This window comes from Nocardia sp. 2TAF39 (genome assembly GCF_052114905.1).
In the GTDB taxonomy this organism is placed as follows: Bacteria; Actinomycetota; Actinomycetes; order Mycobacteriales; family Mycobacteriaceae; genus Nocardia.
Genome location: NZ_JBFRFQ010000037.1, coordinates 1 through 22,032, shown reverse-complemented (window position 1 = coordinate 22,032; position 22,032 = coordinate 1). Strand labels below are relative to the sequence as shown.

The 22,032-nt window shown below is 67.1% G+C and carries 19 protein-coding genes; 9 read left to right on the top strand and 10 right to left on the bottom strand.

Annotated features, from left to right (window positions below):
• Window positions 1–18: 18 nt before the first annotated feature.
• Together AB4Z47_RS21620 and AB4Z47_RS21615 are read right to left on the bottom strand one after the other, a co-directional pair.
• On the bottom strand, window positions 19–1,794 hold the full coding sequence (locus tag AB4Z47_RS21620; RefSeq protein ID WP_441953124.1) for a hydroxysqualene dehydroxylase: 1,776 nt from the start codon (window positions 1,792–1,794) through the stop codon (window positions 19–21).
• A 175-nt stretch (window positions 1,795–1,969) separates the two neighbouring features.
• The gene (locus AB4Z47_RS21615) at window positions 1,970–2,929 is read right to left on the bottom strand and encodes an EamA family transporter (protein ID WP_441953123.1); all 960 of its coding nucleotides are present in this window, start codon (window positions 2,927–2,929) and stop codon (window positions 1,970–1,972) included.
• A gap of 111 nt (window positions 2,930–3,040) precedes the next feature.
• Between AB4Z47_RS21615 and AB4Z47_RS21610 the strand changes: the two genes are divergently transcribed.
• Complete coding sequence (locus AB4Z47_RS21610) at window positions 3,041–3,940, top strand: LysR family transcriptional regulator (RefSeq protein ID WP_441953162.1); 900 nt, start codon at window positions 3,041–3,043, stop codon at window positions 3,938–3,940.
• A 181-nt stretch (window positions 3,941–4,121) separates the two neighbouring features.
• Here AB4Z47_RS21610 and AB4Z47_RS21605 read toward each other — a convergent pair whose 3' ends face one another.
• Entirely contained in the window at window positions 4,122–5,756 is a 1,635-nt protein-coding gene (locus tag AB4Z47_RS21605) for a MinD/ParA family ATP-binding protein (protein ID WP_441953122.1), read from the bottom strand.
• A gap of 266 nt (window positions 5,757–6,022) precedes the next feature.
• On the bottom strand, window positions 6,023–7,816 hold the full coding sequence (leuA, locus tag AB4Z47_RS21600; protein WP_441953121.1) for a 2-isopropylmalate synthase: 1,794 nt from the start codon (window positions 7,814–7,816) through the stop codon (window positions 6,023–6,025).
• A 243-nt stretch (window positions 7,817–8,059) separates the two neighbouring features.
• On the opposite strand from leuA, the gene AB4Z47_RS21595 reads away from it, so the two are divergent.
• The 4 genes from AB4Z47_RS21595 to AB4Z47_RS21580 all read left to right on the top strand — a co-directional run bounded on the left by AB4Z47_RS21595 (window position 8,060) and on the right by AB4Z47_RS21580 (window position 12,211).
• Complete coding sequence (locus tag AB4Z47_RS21595) at window positions 8,060–8,827, top strand: sulfite exporter TauE/SafE family protein (RefSeq protein WP_441953120.1); 768 nt, start codon at window positions 8,060–8,062, stop codon at window positions 8,825–8,827.
• Window positions 8,828–9,245: 418 nt separating this feature from the next.
• Window positions 9,246–9,530 carry an alpha/beta hydrolase gene (locus tag AB4Z47_RS21590; RefSeq protein ID WP_441953119.1) on the top strand — a complete coding sequence of 95 codons (285 nt, stop codon included), beginning with the start codon at window positions 9,246–9,248 and terminating at the stop codon, window positions 9,528–9,530.
• A 63-nt stretch (window positions 9,531–9,593) separates the two neighbouring features.
• The gene (locus AB4Z47_RS21585) at window positions 9,594–11,231 is read left to right on the top strand and encodes a GMC oxidoreductase (protein WP_441953118.1); all 1,638 of its coding nucleotides are present in this window, start codon (window positions 9,594–9,596) and stop codon (window positions 11,229–11,231) included.
• Between the two features lie 116 nt (window positions 11,232–11,347).
• Complete coding sequence (locus AB4Z47_RS21580) at window positions 11,348–12,211, top strand: ion transporter (RefSeq protein WP_441953117.1); 864 nt, start codon at window positions 11,348–11,350, stop codon at window positions 12,209–12,211.
• Here the strand turns inward: AB4Z47_RS21580 and AB4Z47_RS21575 are convergent.
• The 3 genes from AB4Z47_RS21575 to AB4Z47_RS21565 all read right to left on the bottom strand — a co-directional run bounded on the left by AB4Z47_RS21575 (window position 12,189) and on the right by AB4Z47_RS21565 (window position 14,726).
• Complete coding sequence (locus AB4Z47_RS21575) at window positions 12,189–13,400, bottom strand: low temperature requirement protein A (RefSeq protein WP_441953116.1); 1,212 nt, start codon at window positions 13,398–13,400, stop codon at window positions 12,189–12,191. The two genes, AB4Z47_RS21580 and AB4Z47_RS21575, sit on opposite strands and share 23 nt — an antisense overlap.
• Window positions 13,401–13,891: 491 nt before the next feature.
• Window positions 13,892–14,083, bottom strand: a complete 192-nt coding sequence (locus AB4Z47_RS21570) for a DUF1918 domain-containing protein (RefSeq protein WP_357268325.1) — start codon at window positions 14,081–14,083, stop codon at window positions 13,892–13,894.
• 64 nt (window positions 14,084–14,147) lie between these two features.
• A complete protein-coding gene (locus AB4Z47_RS21565; protein WP_441953115.1) occupies window positions 14,148–14,726 on the bottom strand; it encodes a TetR/AcrR family transcriptional regulator in 579 nt (192 codons plus the stop codon).
• A 74-nt stretch (window positions 14,727–14,800) separates the two neighbouring features.
• Here AB4Z47_RS21565 and AB4Z47_RS21560 point away from each other — a divergent pair, with 74 nt between their 5' ends.
• Window positions 14,801–15,376: a dihydrofolate reductase family protein gene (locus AB4Z47_RS21560; RefSeq protein WP_441953114.1), complete on the top strand. Its 576-nt coding sequence runs from the start codon at window positions 14,801–14,803 to the stop codon at window positions 15,374–15,376.
• Between the two features lie 138 nt (window positions 15,377–15,514).
• Here the strand turns inward: AB4Z47_RS21560 and AB4Z47_RS21555 are convergent, their stop codons facing one another.
• Window positions 15,515–15,928 carry a secondary thiamine-phosphate synthase enzyme YjbQ gene (locus AB4Z47_RS21555; protein ID WP_441953113.1) on the bottom strand — a complete coding sequence of 138 codons (414 nt, stop codon included), beginning with the start codon at window positions 15,926–15,928 and terminating at the stop codon, window positions 15,515–15,517.
• A gap of 164 nt (window positions 15,929–16,092) precedes the next feature.
• Here AB4Z47_RS21555 and AB4Z47_RS21550 point away from each other — a divergent pair, with 164 nt between their 5' ends.
• Both AB4Z47_RS21550 and AB4Z47_RS21545 read left to right on the top strand, forming a co-directional pair.
• Window positions 16,093–17,358, top strand: a complete 1,266-nt coding sequence (locus tag AB4Z47_RS21550; RefSeq protein ID WP_441953112.1) for an aspartate kinase — start codon at window positions 16,093–16,095, stop codon at window positions 17,356–17,358.
• A gap of 3 nt (window positions 17,359–17,361) precedes the next feature.
• Window positions 17,362–18,396 (top strand): aspartate-semialdehyde dehydrogenase, encoded by a 1,035-nt coding sequence (locus AB4Z47_RS21545; RefSeq protein WP_441953111.1) that lies wholly within the window; start codon window positions 17,362–17,364, stop codon window positions 18,394–18,396.
• 34 nt (window positions 18,397–18,430) lie between these two features.
• Here AB4Z47_RS21545 and AB4Z47_RS21540 read toward each other — a convergent pair whose 3' ends face one another.
• Window positions 18,431–18,988, bottom strand: a complete 558-nt coding sequence (locus tag AB4Z47_RS21540; RefSeq protein ID WP_441953110.1) for a TetR/AcrR family transcriptional regulator — start codon at window positions 18,986–18,988, stop codon at window positions 18,431–18,433.
• 90 nt (window positions 18,989–19,078) lie between these two features.
• Between AB4Z47_RS21540 and AB4Z47_RS21535 the strand changes: the two genes are divergently transcribed.
• On the top strand, window positions 19,079–19,501 hold the full coding sequence (locus AB4Z47_RS21535) for a nuclear transport factor 2 family protein (protein ID WP_441953109.1): 423 nt from the start codon (window positions 19,079–19,081) through the stop codon (window positions 19,499–19,501).
• Window positions 19,502–19,748: 247 nt separating this feature from the next.
• Here the strand turns inward: AB4Z47_RS21535 and AB4Z47_RS21530 are convergent, their stop codons facing one another.
• On the bottom strand, window positions 19,749–21,050 hold the full coding sequence (locus AB4Z47_RS21530; RefSeq protein WP_441953108.1) for a serine hydrolase domain-containing protein: 1,302 nt from the start codon (window positions 21,048–21,050) through the stop codon (window positions 19,749–19,751).
• Window positions 21,051–22,032: the final 982 nt, after the last annotated feature.

The following is a 22,032-nucleotide window of genomic DNA, read 5'->3' as shown; positions in this document are numbered from 1 at the left end:
GGTCGTCGAAGTACGGAATCAGATCGGTATGTCGAACATGTTCGGTTGTCCCGCCGCGTACCGGTCGGCGTCGATCATGCGCAGCGCTTCCAGTTCGGGCGCGCGGTAGAGCGTGAACATCCGGCAGCGTTCCGCGTTCGAGCCTGCCACGTCCAGCAGCGCGTTCACCGCGGCGCGTGCGGATTCGTTGGCGCCCTCCATGGTGGCCAGATCGACGTTCGTGCGCACGTAATCGCCTGCCAGGAACAGGTTTTCCAGCGCGCCGTGCGGTTGCGGCCGGTACTCCCACGAGCCGGCCGTGTTGATCAGCAGGGGGTCGGCGTTGGCGTTGCGCCGCTGCCCCTCCTGCCAGGTGATGCCCGGGTCGAGGAACCAGGAGTGCAGGTCGGTGTCGCGGAGCACCTCGCCGCGGTCGTCGAGATGGGCCTTCATCTGGGCCCAGGCCTCGCGGGCGACCTCCTCGTGCGTGCACTCCTTGGCAGACTTGCCGAACAGCATGCCGGGGGAGTTCCAGTCGGAGATGTCCACGGACAGGCAGTCCTGCACGGTGCCGTCGCCGAACTCGGTGAGTTTCCGGCTCCACATCTGGTTCTGGGCGATCGAGGTGAGCGACCACGGCGCGTCGATGTAGGCGGTATGGCCGCGGGAGATGTCGGCCGGTCGGCGCAGATAGAACTGGATGCCGTTCATCCAGTCGGTGAAAAGGCCGTCCATCGCGGCCAATTCCGGCCATACGGCCAGCACCTGCGGTGACCACAGCGTGCGAGCCTGCTCGGCGGACAGCGCGACGACGAAGTAGTCGGCGTCGACGGTGCGCTGGACGCCTGTCTCGTCCACGATGCGTGCTTCGGTGATCCTGCGGTCACGCACCTCGAGCCCGCGGACCTCGGCGCCGAGCACGAATTGCCCGCCGAGATCGCGGATCCGCGCGACCCACGGATCGATCCAGACCGCGTTGGTCGGGCCGTTCAGCACCCGGTCCAGCGCGCCGTCGTTGCCGATCTCGAACGGATTGCCGAGGAACTGCTCACCCATGGTGCCGATGGTGCGGACGCTCGCCACGTCCTCCTTCGCGGCGACCATGATGCTGGTGAGAGTGCGCGAGAGCAATGCGCGGAACTCGTGCGAGCGCGCGTGGCCGCCGACGAAGTCGCGCCAGGACGTGTGCTCCCACTGGCCGTGGCGGCGGGCATCACAGCTGGTGTTGAAGACCAGCAGCCGGTCGGCGAAGTAGAGTCCCTCGTTGGCCGGCATTTTCAGCGCAGTAGCCAATGCCGCGCCGAGCGTTTCGCGGAAGCTTTCCGGGGTGAACCCGGCGCGGGCGTGTGAACCGAGCGGGAGGCGGAAGTCGTCGCCGTCGCGCCGGGCGAACCGCGCCTCGGGCACCGGGACAAGGTTGTTCCATACCCCGTTCGGGTTGCCCTGGAACGGGATTCGGCGCATGGTGTCCGGCACGTGCTGATAGAAGCCGGGGAAGAAGCGGAAGCCGTGCTCGCCGGGCAGGTCCGGTCGTCCTCCCGACCCGGTGCCAGGCACCGGAACGCTGCGCGCTTTGCCGCCCCACGCGCGTCTGTCGTAGATCGTGACCTGGAATCCGCGCTCGACCAGCTCATGGGCCGCGGTCAGGCCCGCGACACCGCCACCGAGTACCGCGACCCGCTTGCCGCTCGGACTCGCCGCGGCAGGCGTCGGTCTCAGCCCACTCGCCGTCAGCGCCCCCGTTGCTGCTACCCCCGCCGCAACCGTGCCGCGAAGCAGTGTCCTCCGCGACACGGTCCACCGATTTTCTGCCATGCGCTGATCTGCTGCCTAGCCTTTGGGACCAATTTCCACGCCGGGCACTACTGTAAGGCGGCAGGCCCTCCGGTCCACACCGACCCCGCAAACCGATAGGTGGACCTGCGGAATCGGTGTCGTGGATCACAGCATCGGGATTCCGAGGTCGCCTGCGCGGTACGAGTGAGCCTGCTCAGCCCGCTGTCGGTCGGCCCGGAGCGACGAGGACTGCCGTCGGCGACGGGGCGACCACCGCGGCGTGCTCCTCGGCCGTGCGCGGCTTGTTCGCGGTGGCGGCGAAGGCGCCCGCGATGACGACGCCGCCGCCGACCAGCGACAGCAGGGTGGGGGCCTCGCCGAGGAAGACCCAGGCGGCGGCGATCCCGACGACCGGAACGAGCAGGGAGAAGGGCGCGACCATCCCGGCCGGATAGCGGCCCATCAGGTAGGTCCACAGCCCGGTGCCGACGACCGTGGACAGCACAACGATATAGCTCAACGCAACAAGTGCCGGCAGGCCCGCGATCGAGAACGAGTCGGCCAGTGCGCGCAGGCCGGTGGTCGGCCCTTCGGCGAACGCGGAAAGGGCGAACATGGGCAATGGCGGAACGACGGTGGTCCACAGCATCAGGTGCAGCGGGTTGACGCCGGGAGATTCGGTGCCCGCCAGGCGCGCGCCGATATTGCCGAATGCCCAGCCGAGCCCGCCCGCCAGGGTCAGCAGCACCGGCAGCAGGGTGGCGTGTTCCAGCCGGTCCCAGCCGATCACCGCCATGCCGGCGACGGCGACGGCGATGCCCGCGGTCTGCACCGGTCGGATCCGCTCACGCAGGAACAGCGCGCCGAGCAGCACGGTGAACGGCGCGGAGGATTGCAGCACCAGCGAGGCGAGCCCGGTCGGCATCCCCACCCGCATCGCGGTGAACAGGAACGCGAATTGCAGGATGCCGAAACCGCTGCCGTACAACAGTATCCAGCGTACCCGGACGCGTGGGCGCGGGATGAACAGCAGCGCGGGGGCCGCGAGCACGGCGAAGCGCAGTGCGGCGAAGAAGAACGGCGGGAAGTGGTCGAGCCCGACTCGGATGGCGAGGAAATTGAGCCCCCAGAGCAGGACGACGGTGAGGCCGAGCAGGCGGTCGCGATTGGTCACATCGTTCATGGTGGGTCCGATGAATAATCAGAACAATCGAATAAATATGGACTATCGATGTAGCATCGCTTAATGGTGTCGCCGGCCGAACTGGCAGCGCCCGGGCCGCCGATGGCACTGGAGCGGCTGCGTGTGCTGCGCGAGTTCGCCGATCGCGGAACCGTCGCCGCCGTCGCAGCCGCGCTTTCGATGACCCCGTCGGCGGTGTCGCAGCAGCTCAAGGTATTGGCGAAGGAGGCGGGCGTCGCCCTGCTCGAACCGGACGGCAGGCGGGTCCGGCTCACCGACGCGGGCCGCGCGCTGGTGATGCGCGCCGACGAGGTGCTCGCGGCGATGGATCGCGCGGTTGCCGAAATGGCGCACTATCGCGGCTCGCCGCGTGGCCGGGTGCGCGTCGCGGTGTTCCCCTCGGGCGGCGCGCTGCTGCTTCCGTACGTGTTGCCCGGCATGGCGGACAGCGGTGTCGACGTAGTCGCACGGGACGAGGATGTCCCTCCGTCCGATGTGACGCGGCTGCTCGCAGACTACGACGTGGTGCTGACCCATCGCGACGAACGCGCGGCGCCGATCGCCGACCCGCGCGTCGCGACCCGGGTGCTCATGCGCGAACCGATCGATGTCGTCGCGGCGCCGACGCATCGGCTCGCGGGCCGCACCGCCGTCACGCCGGAGGAACTGGCCGACGAGACGTGGCTGAGCGTACGCGGCGGTTTCCCGGTCGACGACGTGCTCCGCTCGATCGCCACCATCACCGGAGTCCAACCGCGAATTGCGCAGCGTCTCAACGATTTCAGCGTCATCGAAGCCCTGGTGGCCACGGGCTACGGTGTCGCGCTGATGCCGCGCTATGCGGTGGGGAATCCGGAGCTGTCGGTGCTGCGCCTGTCGGGTGTCCGCGCCGCCCGCAGGTACGAACTGGCGACCAGGCCGCGAGCCGACAGCCGTCCGGCCATCGGCGCGTTGCTCGCGGCCTTCGAGTCGGCGGCCGCGATCGTGACGGCGGATGCTTGATGGACCCAGCCGGACCAAGTCTGCCCGCAGCCTGCGCCGGGCCCAGCGAACGCTGCGGCAGCCGCCTATCAGTCGCACCCGGATGTCCGCCAGTAGACTCCCAGCCCGCCGACGTCGAGACGATGAACGGGCGACCTGCGACTTGTCGGTTTGCGGGATGTCAGGCCCGGTCGAACCGGAATCACATCCCGGGTGGCCCCTGGTACCGGTAAGGATGCTGCGGCTGCGAGCCGATGTACTCGAAGTCGTCGGCCACCATCGCCGCCAGTTCCAGTAGCGCCCGCTGCGTCGGCTTGCTCACCAGCTCGAGATCGATCTCCGCGCCCTCGGCGAGGTGGTCGTCGAACGGCACCACCTGTACCGCGCGGGTGCGGTCGAGGAACAGCTTGCGCAGCTGGTCGAGGTCCACGGTGGACGCGCCGCGCCGTGACGCGTTCACGACCACCACGGTGCGCTCGACCAGGTTGCGGTACCCGTGGTGGTCGAGCCAGTCCAGCGTGGCCGATGCGCTACGCGCGCCATCTATCGCGGGCGAGGTGACCAGCACCAGCGAGCTGGCCATATCCAGCACGCCCGCCATCGCCGAGTGCATCAGGCCGGTGCCGCAGTCGGTCAGGATGATGTTGTAGAACGACTGCAGTACGCCGATCGCCTTGCGGTAGTCCGCCTCGCTGAACGCTTCGGAGACCGCCGGATCCTGTTCGCTGGCAAGCACTTCCAGTCGGCTCGGCGCCTGCGAGGTGTGCGCCCGCACGTCCGAGTACCTGGAGATGTGGTCGTCCTCGAGCAGGTTGCGCACGGTGGAGCGGGTCTGCCGCGGCACCCGGTGGGCGAGCGTGCCGAGGTCCGGGTTGGCGTCGATCGCGATAACCCGGTCACCGCGCAGCGACGCGAACGTGGAACCGAGGCCGACCGTGGTGGTGGTCTTGCCGACGCCGCCCTTCAGCGAGAGGATCGCGATCCGGTAGTCACCGCGGACCGGCTGGTTCACCCGCTCGACGAGGTCGCGGTAGACGAGGTCGGCCGCCGACTCACCCGGGTTGATCATGCCGCCGGAGGCCTTGTGCACTGCACGGCGCCACCCGCTGCGCGGCGCCCTGCGGGCCCGTTTGAGCAGGTTCAGATCATTGACCGAGTGTCCGGGCTGGCCGGGCTGCGGCACATGCTGCGGTTGAAACGGCTGCGCGGGCTGCGGCGGATTCGGCGCCCCTTGCCCGCCTTGCCAACTCGGCCCCGACGGCAGTCCGACCGGAGGCGGCGGAGGCTGATAGGCCGGCGGCGGTTGATGCGTCACCGGCGGAGGAGGCGGCGCCCAGCTGTAGATCGGGCCGCTCGCCTGATCGGACTGTGGCGCACCGGCTTCCGGATTCGGGGCGTCCTGGGGCACCCGCCGGACCAGGCCGTCGTTGCCGATCTCCTGCTGGAAGTACTCGTTGTAACCAGGATTCGGCCCTTGCGGCTCCGCCGACGGGGCACTGGGCTGGCTACCGCTCTGGCCGGACGACGGCTGGAACGCACCGGCCGCGTATGGCTCCGCCGGAAACGTCGGCTGCGCGTACGGACCGGAATTCGGCTGGGCGTACGGGTCATACGATTCGGGGCCGAGCAACGAGCCGTAGCCCTGTGCGGGACCTGCGGCCTTCGGGTAGGCCGTCGTCTGGTCCATCGAACCGTGCGGCTCGGGTGGTCCCTGATCGGCGTCCGGCTGGTCGGGCGCATCCGCCACGTCGGTTTCCTTCGCTTCCGCGCCGCCGATTTGGTCGGTCGACGGGTCGGCGGTCGATGACTCCGCCCCGGTGACGTCGGCCGTGTCCACGGAATGACTCTGCAGCCAGGGCGGAGAGGTCGGGTTCTGGTCGTCTGGTGTCACGGTTCCCCCATCTGCTCGGGAATTCGAGCAGTGAGCTCGGCGCTTGAGTGCGAATCCACGCTAGCACGGGGTTCGATGCCTCGTGTCGCGGTATCCGCGGCAGACGGGCCGGGAGATACGCAACCCACATGTGGCCTCCGCCAGCAGGATCGAGAGCCGGACGCCGGGCAGTCGACCTGCCGCGGCACCCGGCTCTCGCGCCGTTCCCGGAATCAGTGGGCGCGGTTGACCGCGGACACCACCGCGCGCAGCGACGCGGTCGTGATCGAGGTGGCGATGCCGACGCCCCACACCACTTTGTCGCCGATCGCGCATTCCACGTAGGCGGCGGCCTGGGCGTCGTCGCCCGCGGACATGGCGTGCTCGGAGTAGTCCAGCACCTGTACGTGGAAGCCGACGGCGGCGATCGCGTCGACGAAGGACGCGAGCGGTCCGTTGCCGGTGCCGGTGACCTCCTGCTCGACGCCGTCGACCTTGATCACCGCCACGATCGAGTCGACCCCGCCGTCGGTCTCCGACGCGGTGACCTTCTGGCGCATCCGCTCCAGCGGGCGGATCGGACTCAAGTACTCCTCGTGGAAGACGTCCCACATCTCCTTCGGGGTGACCTCGCCGCCCTCGCCGTCGGTGATCTGCTGGATCGCCTGGGAGAACTCGATCTGCAGCCGCCGCGGCAGAGCCAATCCGTGGTCGGTCTTCATGATGTAGGCGACGCCGCCCTTGCCGGACTGCGAGTTGACCCGGATGACGGCCTCGTAGGTGCGGCCCACGTCCTTCGGGTCGATCGGCAGGTAGGGCACCTCCCAGACGATGTCGTCCACGTCGGACTCGGCGGCGTCCGCCGAGGTCTTCATCGCGTCCAAGCCCTTGTTGATGGCGTCCTGGTGACTGCCGGAGAAGGCGGTGTAGACCAGGTCGCCGCCGTACGGGTGGCGCTCGTGCACGGGCAGCTGGTTGCAGTATTCGACGGTGCGCCGGACCTCGTCGATGTCGGAGAAGTTGATCTGTGGGTCCACGCCGCGGGAGAACAGGTTCATCCCCAAGGTGACCAGGCAGACGTTGCCGGTGCGCTCACCGTTGCCGAACAGGCAGCCCTCGATCCGGTCGGCGCCCGCCTGGTAACCCAGCTCGGCGGCGGCCACCGCGGTGCCGCGGTCGTTGTGCGGGTGCAGCGAGAGCACGATGGCGTCGCGGCGGGCCAGGTTGCGGCTCATCCACTCGATCGAGTCGGCGTACACGTTCGGGGTTGCCATCTCGACGGTGGCGGGCAGGTTGATGATGAGTGGCTTGTCCGGCGTCGGCGCGATGATCTCGGAGACCGCGTCGCAGACCTCCAGGGCGTACGCCAGCTCGGTGCCGGTGTAGGACTCCGGGCTGTACTCGTAGCGCCAGTTGGTGTCCGGGTAGCGTCCCTCGATCTCGAGGCACAGCGCCGCGGCATCCGTGGCGATCTTCTCGATGGCGGCCCGGTCGGCGCGGAACACCACTTTCCGCTGCAGAATCGAGGTGGAGTTGTAGAAGTGCACGATCACGTTCCGCGCGCCCGCGCAGGCCTCGAAGGTGCGTTCGATCAGCTCGGGCCGACACTGAGTGAGCACCTGGATGGTCACGTCGTCGGGGATCGCGCCGTCCTCGATGATCTCGCGGACGAAGTCGAAGTCGGTCTGGCTCGCCGAAGGGAAGCCGACCTCGATTTCCTTGTAGCCCATCCGCACCAGCAGGTCGAACATGCGGCGTTTGCGGGCCGGGCTCATCGGGTCGATCAGCGCCTGATTGCCGTCGCGCAGGTCGACGGCGCACCAGCCGGGTGCCCGGTCGATGACCTTGCTCGGCCAGGTGCGGTCGGGCAGCGTGACCGGCTCGACCTCCTCGGCGAACGGCCGGTAGCGGAAGGTCGGCATCGAGGAGTTCTTCTGCTTGTTCCAAGCAGGCTGGTCGGCGGGAGCGGGTTTGCTCGGCACGGTGATGGTGCGGGTGCTGGATACGAAGGCGTCAGCGGGGGACATGGGCGATTTTCTCCGTGGGTGTGGTGTATCCCAAAGGGTTGGGTCGACCGGCGCGGCGATACCCCGCGACGGGAGCCGGTCCGATCAGACCCCGTCGCGGCGGCCGAGAAGAAGTGCCCGCTGCATGATGTCCGCGAGCTTACCGTGCCGCCATACCGCCGGGAAAGGGCGGTCCGGTCGTCGGGTCATCGGACAAGACCAGCTAGCGTTCGGTCCGATAGTGGGACGTCGAAGGATTTTGCTATGACCTGGCTGGAGCAACTGGCTGTCTTCGGTGCGGGCATCGCGGCGGGCGGTATCAACACGATTGTCGGCTCGGGCACCCTGATCACCTTTCCTGTTCTGCTCGCGTTCGGCGTGCCGCCGGTCACCGCGAACGTCTCGAACACCATCGGCTTGGTCCCCGGCTCGATCAGCGGTGTGCACGGCTATCGCCGCGAACTTGCAGGTCAGCGGGCCAGGCTGCTGCGGCTGGGCGCCGCGTCCTTGCTCGGCGGTATCACCGGGGCTGTGCTGCTGCTCGTGCTGCCCGCGGATGCGTTCAAGGCTATCGTGCCCATCCTGATCATCGCGGCACTAGTGCTGGTCGTGGTGCAGCCGCGGCTGGCGCACTGGGTCAAGCGACAGCGGGAGAACGGCGATACCCCCGTCCCGGCACACGGCGGCCCGATCCTCTTCGCCGCGATCTACGCGACGGGCGTCTACGGTGGGTATTTCGGCGCCGCCCAAGGCGTGCTGCTGATCGGGTTGCTCGGCGTCTTCGTGCACGAGGACATGCAGCGCCTCAATGGAGTGAAGAACGCGCTCGCGCTGATCGTGAACGGGGTTTCCGCCCTGATCTTCATCGTGGTAGCGAACGTGAACTGGCGGGTGGCCGTGCTGATCGCGCTCGGTTCGATCATCGGTGGTCAGCTCGGTGCGAGGTTGGGCAGGCGGATGCCGCCGACCGTGCTGCGCGCGGTCATCGTCGTGGTCGGTGTCATCGCGGTGGTCCGGTTGTTGTCGGCCTAGGAGGCGGGCGTCCTGGAGATGCGCACCGCCTACGCGCCGCGCCGATGCCCCCGCAATGACGCTGTGCTGCAACGTCTCCGGAAAGAGCCCACTGTGGTAAGGGAAGGCGGACGGTCACCTCGCTCACAGGTGCTGCCGTCGCACGCGCTCTGTTGTTCGGCCCGAAGGAAGGGTGGCCCGCGTCGGCCGAGTTGGAGCGCGGTCCGGCGGACAATCCCGATGTCGTCGGCGAGATTCTCGCGGCCACTACATAATCGTTCGATTTCGTCGACTTCTTCACCGCGATCTCATGCGCGGACAACACATTCAGCCGTGATCCGAACCAATGACCAACGCTGGCAAAGTAACTCGCACCAGTGTCGCCGAATTACGGTGTCTCTGGCTATATCTGAGCCAAACCTATGCCTCCTGACCAACTGTGCCCGAGCGATACGCACAGCGCTGTACCGGGTCGTGGATCCTGTGCTCGGGCACCCCAGCCCTGCTGTTCGACAACCGATTCGATCCAGTGACCCCGTTGACCGCTGTGCGCCGGGCCCAGCAGGAGCTGGTGAGTGCCAGGCTGGTCGTCGCGGAAGGTGGCTGCGGGCACACCACGGCCGGTGAATGCACCCGCCTGCTGCGCGAGCATTACCTTATTGACCTGCAACTTCCCGCCCCCGGCGCGACCTGCCGGGCCGACGAGCGGCCGTTCGGCGCATAGCTCCCGCGCGAATAATTGTTCACCGAACGGGAATGCCGGTAATCTGCGCACCGCTAGAACCTGATGACGGAGGTACCTGGGTTGCGTAGACGCGCCTTGTTCAAGGCGGCGGGCACGGCCGCGCTGCTCGGTGTTGCCGGATCGTCCTTCGGCACTAGCGTCGCGTCTGCTGATCCCATGTGGGAGGGGCTGTTTCGCGCCTGGGTGCCGGAGATCTTCGCGCCGCTCCCCGATCCGCCCGAGCATTCGCCCGCGATCGTGATCGGCTCCGGCTTCGGTGCCGCGGTGACGGCGCTGCGCCTGGCCCAGGCCGGGATCGCCAACACCGTCTTGGAACGCGGTTCGCGCTGGCCCAACGATCCGTGGCGGGAGATCTTCACCGGCGACGATCTGCCCGACGGCCGCGGCTTCTGGCATCGCACCCACTTCACCGGCGTCACCAAGATGCCGATCGGGTTCGCCGACTTCGGCGGCGTGCTGGACTGCACCGAATACCCGGGTATCGATGTGTGGCGGGCGGCCGCCGTCGGGGGCGGCTCGGTGATCTTCACCGGAGCCATGATCGCCCCGGAACGCCGCTTCTTCGACCACGTCTTCGGCGGCACCGTCGACTACGGCGAAATGGACCGCGTGTACTACCCGCGGGTGCGGGAGATGTTGCGGCTGAGCCCGATGCCCGCGGACATCTACAATTCCTCGCCGTTCACGCATTCCCGGGCCTGGGACGACCAGGTCCGCAGGGCCGGCTACGAGCCGCAGGCGAACGACTCGATCTTCACCTGGGACATCCTGCGCGCGGAACTCGCCGGAGCCAGCAGGGCCTCGGCCACGGCGGCACGGAGCAATCTGGGCAACTCCAACGGCGCCAAGTTCGACCTGAACCAGAACTACCTGAAGTATGCGCAGGACACCGGCCGCAGCCTGGTTTACCCCGGCCACTGGGTCGACGCCATCGCGCAGGAGCCCGGCGGCCGCTACTCGGTCACCGTGACGAAACTGGCGCCCACCGGCGACGTCCTCGCCACCCGCACGCTCACCTGCGATCGGCTCTTTCTCGGCGCGGGCTCGGTCGGCACCTCGGAGCTGCTGGTCCGCGCCCAGGCCACCGGCGCGCTGCCGCATCTCAACGAACACATCGGTGACGGGTGGGGCACCAACGGCGACGTGGTGCTCGCCCGCGGCGCGAGTGCGCTGGCCGGCCATGGTCAGGGCGTGCCGAGTGCGAGTCGAATCTTCGACGAATCAGGCGCGCCGCTGACTCTGGAGAGCTGGTACATCCCCGGCATCCCGTTCGAGACCGGCGCGCTCGCCTCTCTCGGTATGGTCCTGGACCCGACCCGCACCAGGTTCGGCTACGACAGGGCCACGAACGGCGTAGGGCTCAGTTGGTCCGCGAAGAACCGGGACGACATCGTGGCCGCTGCGAAGGCGGTCGACCACCGGATCGCCGAACGAGCCGGTGCGCTCGTCGAGTACAGCGCGCTCGGCTACGACGCGAACGCGCTGTTCACCGCACACCCGCTCGGGGGAGCAGTGCTCGGAAGGGCCACCGACAACTACGGACGCGTGCATGGCCATCCCGGCCTGTACGTGATGGATGGCGCCGCGGTGCCAGGCAGCACCGGAACAGTCAACCCGTCGCTCACCATCACCGCATTGGCCGAGCGCAATATCGAGGCGATCGTCCGCGCGGGCCACTGAGTTCGGAGGAGCGGCAGCGCCGCGACCGCACCTACCGCCCGGAATTGCCAGCAGTGCCGAGCGGGCTGCCGGCGTACTACTGTCGGCGACACCGTTCGGCGTCGAAGGGATTCTCAGTGTCCGCTCCTCCCACCACCAGCTCGCGCATGGATAGCTACGGTCTCCGGGAAGTGCCGGAGCCACAGGAGTTTCCACGCAAGCCGCCCACACTGTGGACCGATTTCCTGATGCTGGCGCTGGCCATGGTTTCCGTCGTTTTGGTCGCCTGGATCACCTTCTTCCCGGTGTCCGGCCACACCCGTCACACGATCGTGATTGTCGACTGGTCGGTGTGCGCGGTGTTCGCCGCGGAGTTCCTGTGGCGCTGGCGGCGCGCGGGCTGGCCGTGGACCTTCCCGTTCGTCTACTGGTACGAGGTCCTCGGCATGATCCCGGTGACCAGTCCGTTCTTCCGCGGCTTCCGCCTGTTGCGGATCGTGGTGATCGTCGTCCGACTCGGCCGGGTGGCCGACCGCGTCTTCGGCGACCGGGTGACCGCCGCGGTGGTGAACCGGTTCGTGGTGACCATCGTGGACGCCATTCGCCGTCCGATGACGATCGCGGTGATGGACGAGGTGGTGCAGGTCCTGCGCACCGGCCACTACACCCGCAACATCGCGGCCGCGCTGGAGGAGAATCGCGCCGAGCTGGACGAGATGATCGTCGACCTGATCAAGAAGGACCCGCAGGCAGGCAGGGTGCGCTACATCCCGTTCCACGACGAGATCATCCGGCTGATCGCCGACACGACATTCCGTATCGTGTTCCAGGTGCTGGAGGATCCGCGCACCGATGAACTCGTCTCGGATATGTTGCGCGAGAACATCGATCAGATCCGTGACGCGGTCCGTGACGGTGTTCGGGTGCCGCCGTCCGCGTACGGTCCGACGCCCGCCGAAAACGGCGTCCGGCACCAGCTCAGTCGTGTGTCGCGTGCCTGATCTCGTCCCGCGGCTGCGCGAATCGGACGGTCTCCCAGGCGATCAGCGCGATCAGCACCACGCACAGCAGCGCAAGTGATGCCAGCGCGGGCAGCGCACATGCCAGCGGGGCGAGCGCGATCAGCACCACGACGGTGACCACTCGGGACACCGTGACGGTGCCTGTCGCGTAGTGCTTGAAACCGACCAACGCGATCAGATACACCACGACACCGCCGTAGAGCGCGTACAGCGGAATTCCGTACAGCGCGTCCGTCAGGGTGTGGTGCGACGAGTCGCCGACGTAATAGAGAACTTTCTTCAGTCCGAGCGACAGCCCGATGATCCCGACGATCATCGGGAAATGCCAAAAGGTATAGGAACCCCGCGCGATCTTGATCTGCCGCGCACCCTCGGCGCGCACGAGTTCGTGTTCCACCGCCAAGGCGGCCACGTCGAAATACGCCCACCACAGCAGCCCCGAAATCGCAAGACCCAGCATCGAGCCGACCGCGATCGGCCAGGAGATCGGCAGACCGGCCACCCCGATGCCGATCGAAACGATCGATTCACCGAGGGCGACGATGACGATCAACCCGTACCGCTCCGCGAAATGGGTGGCCGAATTCACCCGCCAGTCGGTGCCGGCGAACAGCGTCCACAGATAGTCGCCCGCGATGGCGGCGATCCACAAGACGATCTGCACGACGCCCGATGTCATCGCCGCGATGATCAGTAGCGTGGTGCCGATGGTGATCGAGCCCAGCGCCCAGCGCAGCACCTGGTTGCGCAGTTGCGAGTCCTCGGAACTGGCCAGCCAGTACATACCGACGTGTACCAGTCGCACGATCAGGTAGGCGATCGCGAATACCAACGGGCCGAACCAGCCGCCGGGCAGGTCGCGAAATGCTTCCGGAATGGTGAGCGCGGCGATGAACCCGCCGCCCATCGCGGCGAACATCGCGACCCGTGCGATGCCCTCGTCCGCGCGAACCGTGTTGCCGAGCCAGGAATAGGCGATCCACAGCCACCACATCAGGGCAAGGACGAGCAGCGCACGCAGCATGTTCTTCGCGCTGGTCTCCTGTGCGGCCAGGTCGGTGACCATGGTGAATGCGAAGACGAGCACCAGGTCGAAAAACAGCTCGAGCTGGGTTACCGAGGCGCCTTCGGCCACCGGCTGGAACCGAGCCCGTTTGGAACCGATCATGGTGACATCGTCGCACCCCGGTCGAGTGGGCGCCGGTCCGATTCGCCGCGCCCCTATTTCACTCGAGGTAGGCGCCCACCTTCCGGCGCTGCGACCATCCGCCTGCTACTCGAAAGGAATCGGCCAACGGGACAGTGCGAGGCCGCCCGTCGGAGTGAGAGGTCGTCATGAAATATGCCGAACTGCTGGGCAGGCGCGAGAAGCGATCAGTGTGCGCGTGTCTTCGGGGAGCCGTACGAATCCGACGGGCCGTGGTGTTTCCGCCGCCTCGTTCGGTGGCGGGGTGGCACCGGCGACGGCGCCGAAGGCCAAGGTGAACGCGTGGTCTTCAGCGTCGGTGCCGAGCCCGTCGGCGTTCGTTCTGCGCGACGGACAGCTCAGCCGGCACCCGGCCGTCGACGTCGATGCGATCATCGAGACGGTCGGCAAGGTGCTGATCGCCGGGATGGTTGCTTTCGTGGTGACGTGCCGCGGCAAGCGGCACGCTCAGCTCAGTCCGACCCGTTGTGTTCGACGATCGCGTCGGGTCCGGGATACACCAGCGACTCGTGGCCGTCGGTGAAACGCACCACGTAGGGTGGCGTCCCGTCCGGCCCGCGGACCTCGATGATCTCGCCCTGACGGTCCCCTTCTCCCACAACGTGGCCGTGCACGCAGAGTCGGTCTCCGACATTCGCCATCATCGCCCCATTATCGAACGGAGTGAGGCGAGTCACAACCACCCCGCAGCAGGCGGCGTGGCGCGACTCAGGCGTCCGGGCCGATCACACGCTCGACGGCGGCCTCGATCAGGTCCTGACCTTGTTCCTCGGTGAACACCTCGGGCAGCGTAAGCCGGTCGACGATCAGCCAGTTCAGTGCCAGGTAGAGCAGTAGCACCGACTTCTCGTCGCCGGGCAGGCCCGCCTCCAGGTGGTTGCGCACGTTGAACTCGATGTCTTTGCGCACCCGCTCGGTCAGCACCGCGCGCAGTTCCGGACGTCGCGTCGCTTCCAGGCGTAGTTCGAGCAGTGCCAGATAACCTGTGCGGAACGCCTCGATGCGCCCGGCTGTCTCCTTCATCAGTTCGGTGATGTTCGCGCGGCTCTTCGGACCTTCGGTCAGCTTGGCCATGGTGGCCGCGCTCGGCTGTAACCGCTCGTAGAATCGGCCGCCCGCCTGGGTCAGCAGATCGTCGCGGCTGGCGAAGTAGTTCGATGCCGTGCCTGCGGGCACGGCCGCCTCCTTGTCCACCGCTCGAAAGGTCAGGCCCCGCGCGCCGTCGCGCGCGAGGACTTCGATCGCCGCGTCGACGAGCGCCTGCCGCCGCTCCGGATTCGTCCGCACTTGACACCACTCCATTTGTAGTACTAGATTTCAAATAACTACAAGTAGAGTACAACGATGTAGGCGGTACTGGTATGCGAAAGCTTGTCTACTACGTAGGCGTGTCCCTCGACGGCTACATCGCCGGCCCGGCAGGGGAGTGGGACTTCTATCCGTACGACGCCGAGATGGTTGCTTGGACCAAGTCCGAATATCCGGAGTTCGTCCCGACCCATGCGCGTTCGGGTACCGGAATGGCGGTGGACGAGCCGAATAAACGGTGCGACACGGTGGTGATGGGCCGCGGCACGTACGAGCCCGCGCTGTCGATCGGCGTGACCAGCCCGTACGCCCATATGAAGCAGTACGTGGTGTCGAGCACACTGGGCCGGATCGACGACCCGGCTGTCGAACTGATCGAGCGGGACCCGGTCGAACTCGTACGACGGCTCAAGCAGGAAGCGGGGGGTGATATCTGGCTCGCGGGTGGAGGCAAGCTCGCCGCCGATTTGCTCGGCGAACTCGATGAGATGATCATCAAGAGCTACCCGGTCGTAGCGGGTGGCGGCGTGCCCGCGTTCTCGGGTGCGTTCCGACCCACACTGTTCACCCCGGCCCAGCGCAGAGAGTTCGGCAACGGCGCGCAGATCACCTGGTTGACCAAAGCCTGACACGGCGCCCTGTTCGCCTGCCGAGGCGATCACCCACCCGACGGCCACCGCATCGAGCGCCAGGGTCTCCGGGCGCGGAAAGGCCATGTGTCAGCACTACGTGACCGACTGCTCGCCGCCGGTGAGCCCTCGGGTGGGTCAGCCCGCGTCGGCGAGGAACGACAGTCGCACCTGCCGGTCCGGATTGTCGACATTGAGATCGACCAGCGCGACCGACTGCCAGGTGCCCAGCGCCAGCGTGCCGTCGAGCACCGGAATGGTCGCGTAGGGCGCGATCAGCGCGGGCATCACATGCGAGCGACCGTGCCCGCGTGAGCCGTGCGCGTGCCGCCACCGGTCGTCGGCGGGCAGCAAATCCCGCAGCGCGGCAAGCAGATCGTCATCGCTGTGCGCGCCCAATTCCATTACCGCGATCCCGGCGGTGGCATGCGGCACGAAGATGTGCAACAGTCCGTCGCCGTCCGCCTCGCGGACGAATGTCGCGCACTGCGGAGTGATGTCCTGCACCACTTCGCTGTGGCCCGTTCTCACCTCGAGCAGCATGCTCTTCATCTGCACATCGTCCATCATTTTCGGTGGCGCCGACGGCGCCGTCGGGATCCGCTGCGGCTGTGGTCTTTTACACAGGCCGGGCAGGTAGTAATAAAACCGCTGGGCCCCGGCCGGTAGTCTGGGTGACTGTTACCTGCTGATTGTCGATCGGGGAGGACCCTGTCGTGGCTCTCGTTGTTCAGAAGTACGGAGGATCCTCGGTGGCGACCGCCGAGCGTATCCGGCGCGTCGCTGAACGGATCGTGGAGACCAAGAAGCAGGGCCACGAGGTGGTGGTCGTCTGCTCGGCCATGGGCGACACCACCGACGAGCTGCTCGATCTCGCACAGCAGGTTTCGCCGGCGCCGCCCGCCCGCGAGATGGACATGCTGCTCACCTCCGGTGAGCGTATCTCCAACGCGCTGGTCGCCATGGCGATCCACTCCCTCGGCGCCGAGGCCCGCTCGTTCACCGGCTCGCAGGCGGGCGTGATCACCACGGGCGCACACGGCAACGCCAAGATCATCGACGTGACCCCGGGCCGCGTCCGCGACGCGCTCGACGAGGGCCTCGTCGTGCTGGTCGCGGGCTTCCAGGGGGTGAGCCAGGACAGCAGGGACGTCACCACGCTGGGCCGCGGCGGCTCGGACACCACCGCGGTCGCGCTGGCCGCGGCGCTGCACGCAGACGTCTGCGAGATCTACACCGACGTGGACGGCGTCTTCACCGCCGACCCGCGGATCGTGCCCGACGCGCAGCGGCTCGAGCAGGTCTCCTACGAAGAGATGCTGGAACTCGCGGCCTGCGGCGCCAAAGTGCTGATGCTGCGCTGCGTCGAATACGCCCGCCGCTACAACGTGCCCGTCCATGTGCGCTCGTCCTACACCGACAAGCAGGGCACCTACGTTTACGGATCGATGGAGGACATCCCCTTGGAGCAAGCACTCCTCACCGGCGTCGCGCACGACCGCAGCGAGGCCAAGGTGACCATCGTCGGGCTGCCGGACGAACCGGGCTTCGCCGCCAAGGTGTTCCGCGCCGTCGCCGACGCCGAGATCAACATCGACATGGTTTTGCAGAACATCTCGAAGGTGGAGACCGGCAAGACCGACATCACCTTCACACTGCCGAAGAGCGAGGGCGCCCGCGCGGTCGAGATGCTGACCAAGCGCCAGGACGAGATCGGCTTCTCCCAGGTGCTCTACGACGACCACATCGGCAAGGTTTCCCTGGTCGGTGCCGGCATGAAGAGTCACCCCGGCGTCACCGCCACCTTCTGTGAGGCGCTGGCCAAGGCGGGAGTGAACATCGACCTCATCTCCACGTCGGAGATCCGGATCTCCGTGCTGGTCAAGGACACCGAACTGGACGAGGCCGTCAAGGTGCTGCACAAGGCCTTCGATCTGGGCGGCGACGAGGTGGCCGTGGTCCACGCGGGAACAGGACGGTAAACCATGGGAATTCGAGTAGGCGTCGTCGGCGCGACCGGACAGGTCGGCGCCGTCATGCGGAAGCTGCTGGAGGAGCGCAACTTCCCGGCCGACGAGGTGCGGTTTTTCGCTTCCTCGCGTTCGGCGGGAAAGACACTGCCCTGGCGCGGCCGCGAAATCGTCGTCGAGGACAGTGCGACCGCCGACCCGTCCGGGCTGGACATCGCCCTGTTCTCCGCAGGTGCGACCATGTCCCGGGTGCAGGCCCCGCGATTCGCCGCGGCGGGCGTCACGGTGATCGACAACTCGTCGGCCTGGCGCAAGGACCCCGAGGTGCCGCTGGTGGTCAGCGAGGTCAACCCCGAGCAGGCCCGCAACCTGGTCAAGGGCATCATCGCCAACCCCAACTGCACCACCATGGCCGCCATGCCGGTGCTCAAGCCGCTGCACGACATCGCGAACCTGCGTCGCCTGATCGTGTCCAGCTATCAAGCGGTGTCCGGCAGCGGCCTTGCCGGTGTCGACGAGCTGGCGAGCCAGGCACGCGCGGTGATCGGCGATGCCGAGAAGCTGACCCACGACGGCCGCGCCGTCGACTTTCCCGCGCCGAACAAGTACGTCGCGCCGATCGCGTTCAACGTGCTTCCGCTGGCCGGGGCGCTGGTCGAGGACGGCTCCGGCGAGACCGACGAGGACCAGAAGCTGCGCAACGAGAGCCGCAAGATTCTCGGCATCCCGGATCTGGCGGTGAGCGGCACCTGCGTGCGCGTCCCTGTCTTCACCGGCCACTCGCTGTCGGTGAATGCCGAGTTCGCCGAGCCGCTTTCGGTCGAGYACGCCAAGGAGATCCTGGCGAAGGCCCCCGGCGTGAAACTGGTCGACGTGCCCACCCCGCTGGCCGCCGCGGGCATCGACGACTCCCTCGTCGGCCGTATCCGCCAGGACCCCGGCGTCCCTGACGGCCGCGGACTCGCCCTGTTCATCTCAGGTGACAACCTGCGAAAAGGTGCTGCCCTCAACACCATTCAGATCGCCGAGGTATTGCTCAGCGACCGCTGAATCACTCGCACCGCTCGCTGGGTCGGCAAGCCCTTCAGCGAGTGCGCAGGCCGTCGAGGACGACCGCGAACGCGCGGTTGCGCTGGGCGGGGGTGGCGCTGTGCGTGGCGTGGAAGGCGCCCTTGATTATTCGCATCAGGTCGTCGGCGTCGATGTCGGTGCGGACCGCGCCGGCGTGCTGGGCGCGAGTCAGCAACGTGCCGATCGCCGTACGCAGTTCGTATACCGGTTTAGGGTATTCGGGGGCGTCGGTGCTGCCCACGGCGTCGGCGAGGTCGCGTTTGACGCTGCCCTCCTCGACCAGGCGCGCGAGGAAATCGAAGAAGGCGCGGGCGGGGTCGGGCGCGGTGGTCAGCTCGTGGGCGAGCGCGATGATCCGGTCCACCCGGTCCACGATCGCCGCCTCGAAGAGCGCCTCTTTGGTCGGGAAATGCCGGTAGACGGTGCCCGCGCCGACACCTGCCCGGCGCGCGATCTCGTCCAGTGGCACGGAAAGTCCTTCCGCGGCAAACGCTTCCTGTGCGGCGGCGAGTACCCGGTCGCGATTCCGGCGGGCGTCGGGGCGCAGGGGTCGACGCTGGGGCTCGGTCACGGTGATCGAGTCTACGTGCCCCTTGACAAACGGGGCCGCCGTTCCGAATGATAAGCGGGTCATACGTTCCGCTTAATTCGGAGGTGTCGAATGGTGGCGACAGGTTCGGTGGAAAGTTCGCGTGAGCTGGTCGAGAAGTTGTTCGGTCGGCTCCAGCAGCGTGATGCGACCGCGTTCGTCGAGCTGTTCGCGCCTAATGCGGTGTTCGAGATTCCCTTCGTAATTCCGGGCATCCCGGCTCGGATCGAGGGGCGGGCCGCGATTCGCGAGCACCTGGCGAAGCGGTGGTCGGGGCTGTCCGGCATCGAGGTGCACGGCATCCATCCCCAGGTCTACGAGACCACCGACCCCGAGGTCTTTCTGGTGGAGAACGAGGTCGACATGACGCACCCCGGCGCCGAGCGAGCCCGCGTCCGCACATCGGTCAACGTGGTTCGGGTCAGAGACGGCAAGGTGGTGTTGTTCCGGGATTACATGGACACCGCGCGGTTCGCACGTCTCGCCGACCACTGAGCGGGCCGGAAATGCGCGTGCCCGTCCCGTCGTCGAGGTCGCTTGGTCGCCAATGGTAGTGCCCCCGATCTCCCAGGCACTACGCAAACGCCATCATGCCGGGTTGTGTACCGACGTCGTGCACGGCTGGGTCATTGATCTGTCCGCAGATCAATAGGAATGGGCTCCCCGACACGCAGGACCGGGCCGGGCGGGTATCGCTCCGGAAACCATCGTGCCCTGCGTCCGCCCCATGCGGTGACGTGACTCAGCGGATGCCGGGGGCCCGCGGATCGGGTCCGAGGCAGGCGAGTATGGCGCAGCCCGGGGCGGTGTCGGCGAACGGCGGCGCCAGCGGGTAGTTCAGGCAGGCGAAGACGTCGCAGCCCGGGTAGGCGGACGGTCCGATGCCGAAGACCGCGAGCAGGATGTTCGCGTCGACGGTGCGGCGGAGGTCCAGCCGGATCGGCGGTTCGATGTATGGGCCCGGGTCCGGCACCGGTCGGTCGTAGAACGCGTCGAACAGCCTGCGAAAGAACTCGTGGGGCAGTTCCTTTGTGTTCTGTGCGACCCCGCTGACGCCATGGCTACTGACGTTTCCATAGACGCCCGTCCACACCACGGTGAGATCGAGGCTCGGGATGACGAATACGTCTTGCAGGCCGAGCCCCGACATCGCATATACGTCGGTCGGCAGGAAGTCGGCAATCTCGATACAGCCAGGCCCGAGCCAGAACAGGTACCCGTAGCACTGGTTCGCGGGCGACGGCTCGCGGGCCTTCCGCAGGTAGTCGGCGGACACGATGTGCTGCGCGCCCCACTCCCCGTTGTTGCTCACCAGAAGCGCGAGCTTGGCGAAATCGTTCGGGGGGATCATCAGATGCGCGTAGCCGTAGGTGTGTCCGGCGCGGTCGCGGGCCCAATAGTAGTCGCTGCGAAGAATGCCCAGCGGATCGAACAGCTCACGTTGTGCGAACTGTTGCAATGGTTCCCCGACGGCCAGCTCGATCACGTACGAGAGCAGGTCGACATCGCGCTGGCTGTAAGCGAAGGCGGTGCCGGGCGGATTGTCCAGCGACACGCCCAGTGCCTGCACCGCGCTGTTCGGGTCGATCGGAATCACGCCGGTGACACCTTCCGTCAGCACCCCGATCCGCATGCCCGACGTCTCGGTGAGCAGGTTCTCCACGGTGATGGACCGGTGTTCCGCGTCGCCGAGCCCCGCGGGCAGATAGCGATCGATCGGCGCCTGAAGATCGAGTTTGCCGTGATCCCAGGCGATTCCGGCGAGAACGGAGACAACGCTCTTGGTCGCGCTCCAGATGTTCCACGCGACGTTGCCGGTCTGATCGTTCGTCGGCCCCTCGCCGATCAGGCAGTTGTGTCGGAACACCTGCACGTTGAGCCGGTTTCGCTCGCCGGCGAATGTCAGCGCCTCCTGAAGCCGCGCTGCGTCCAACCCGACCTGTTCCGGCGCGGCCCGTTCCAGGTCGCGGCCCGAGGTGACCGCGCACCGCACCTGGTCGTCGGTCGCGGCGCGCGCAGTCCCGGCGAACACATTGCCCGCCACTAGCGAAACCGCCGCAATTCCTACTAGGAATCCACCGAAACGCCACATGCGCATGAGGCTAGCGCCCTCGGCGTTGATCAGACGGTCAACAGGCGGGCGGTGGGTACGGAAAGGGAGATTGTGGTGCGCTGGATCAGCTGTTCGTCGGTGTGTCGGCTGCTCGACCTGCGCCGGGATGCCGCGCTTGCGCAGCCGCGCCGAGGGGCGTCGGGTGCAGCACCGAACGGAAGCTCGCCGCAGATGCGCGCTGAAGCGGGCCCAGCTGCTCGTAAGGCGTTTCCATTTCAGTCTCTCCCACGAGCTCCAGAAAGAGCTGAAATTGAACGAAGTTATACGGTCCTACGGGTCCGTCGATCGGCCATATTGCATCACATTCAGGGCACTTGGAAACCTTGATCGCAAAGCGCGTGATCTGAACCTTTTCAAGTGAGTCTTGGCGACAGCGCGGGCACTCCACGTGGGCCTCCTTTCTCCGGCGCCATCCTACGGATCGTACTGTTCATATCCACGACGCGTGCGGTTCCTCCCTATCGGCGAAAGACATTGAGCGCCGTTACGTTTGCTGGGCGCAGGCGATAGAAGTGCAGGGCCGCCGCTGAGGCGCTGTGAGCCCCGCGCTGCGAAGGCACCGGAGTGTGCAGCTCGGGATGGCGATGAGCCGGTGGTCGAACGGGACATCTGATATCCAGGCGTGCGGAGTTCGCCAAGCATCTGTGAGACCACCCGAGTCGGAGACGCAAAACGCCGTCAGGTCTGTTCGGCCTGACGGCGCTGAGCCGCCGGACGCCACGCCAGCGTCACGACTCGATGTCGACGTCCCACAAGCGCCTCTCGGCCCTGCGTGTCAGGCTGAGTTGAGTCCATTGGTTCACAGCAAATCGGCCTGACGCGGGGCGAGATACGGATCGACATTTCATGACCAGCACGAGGGCGTCGAGGGTCACCGACCACAATGGGGGGATGGGTTCTCAGGGACCGCGCG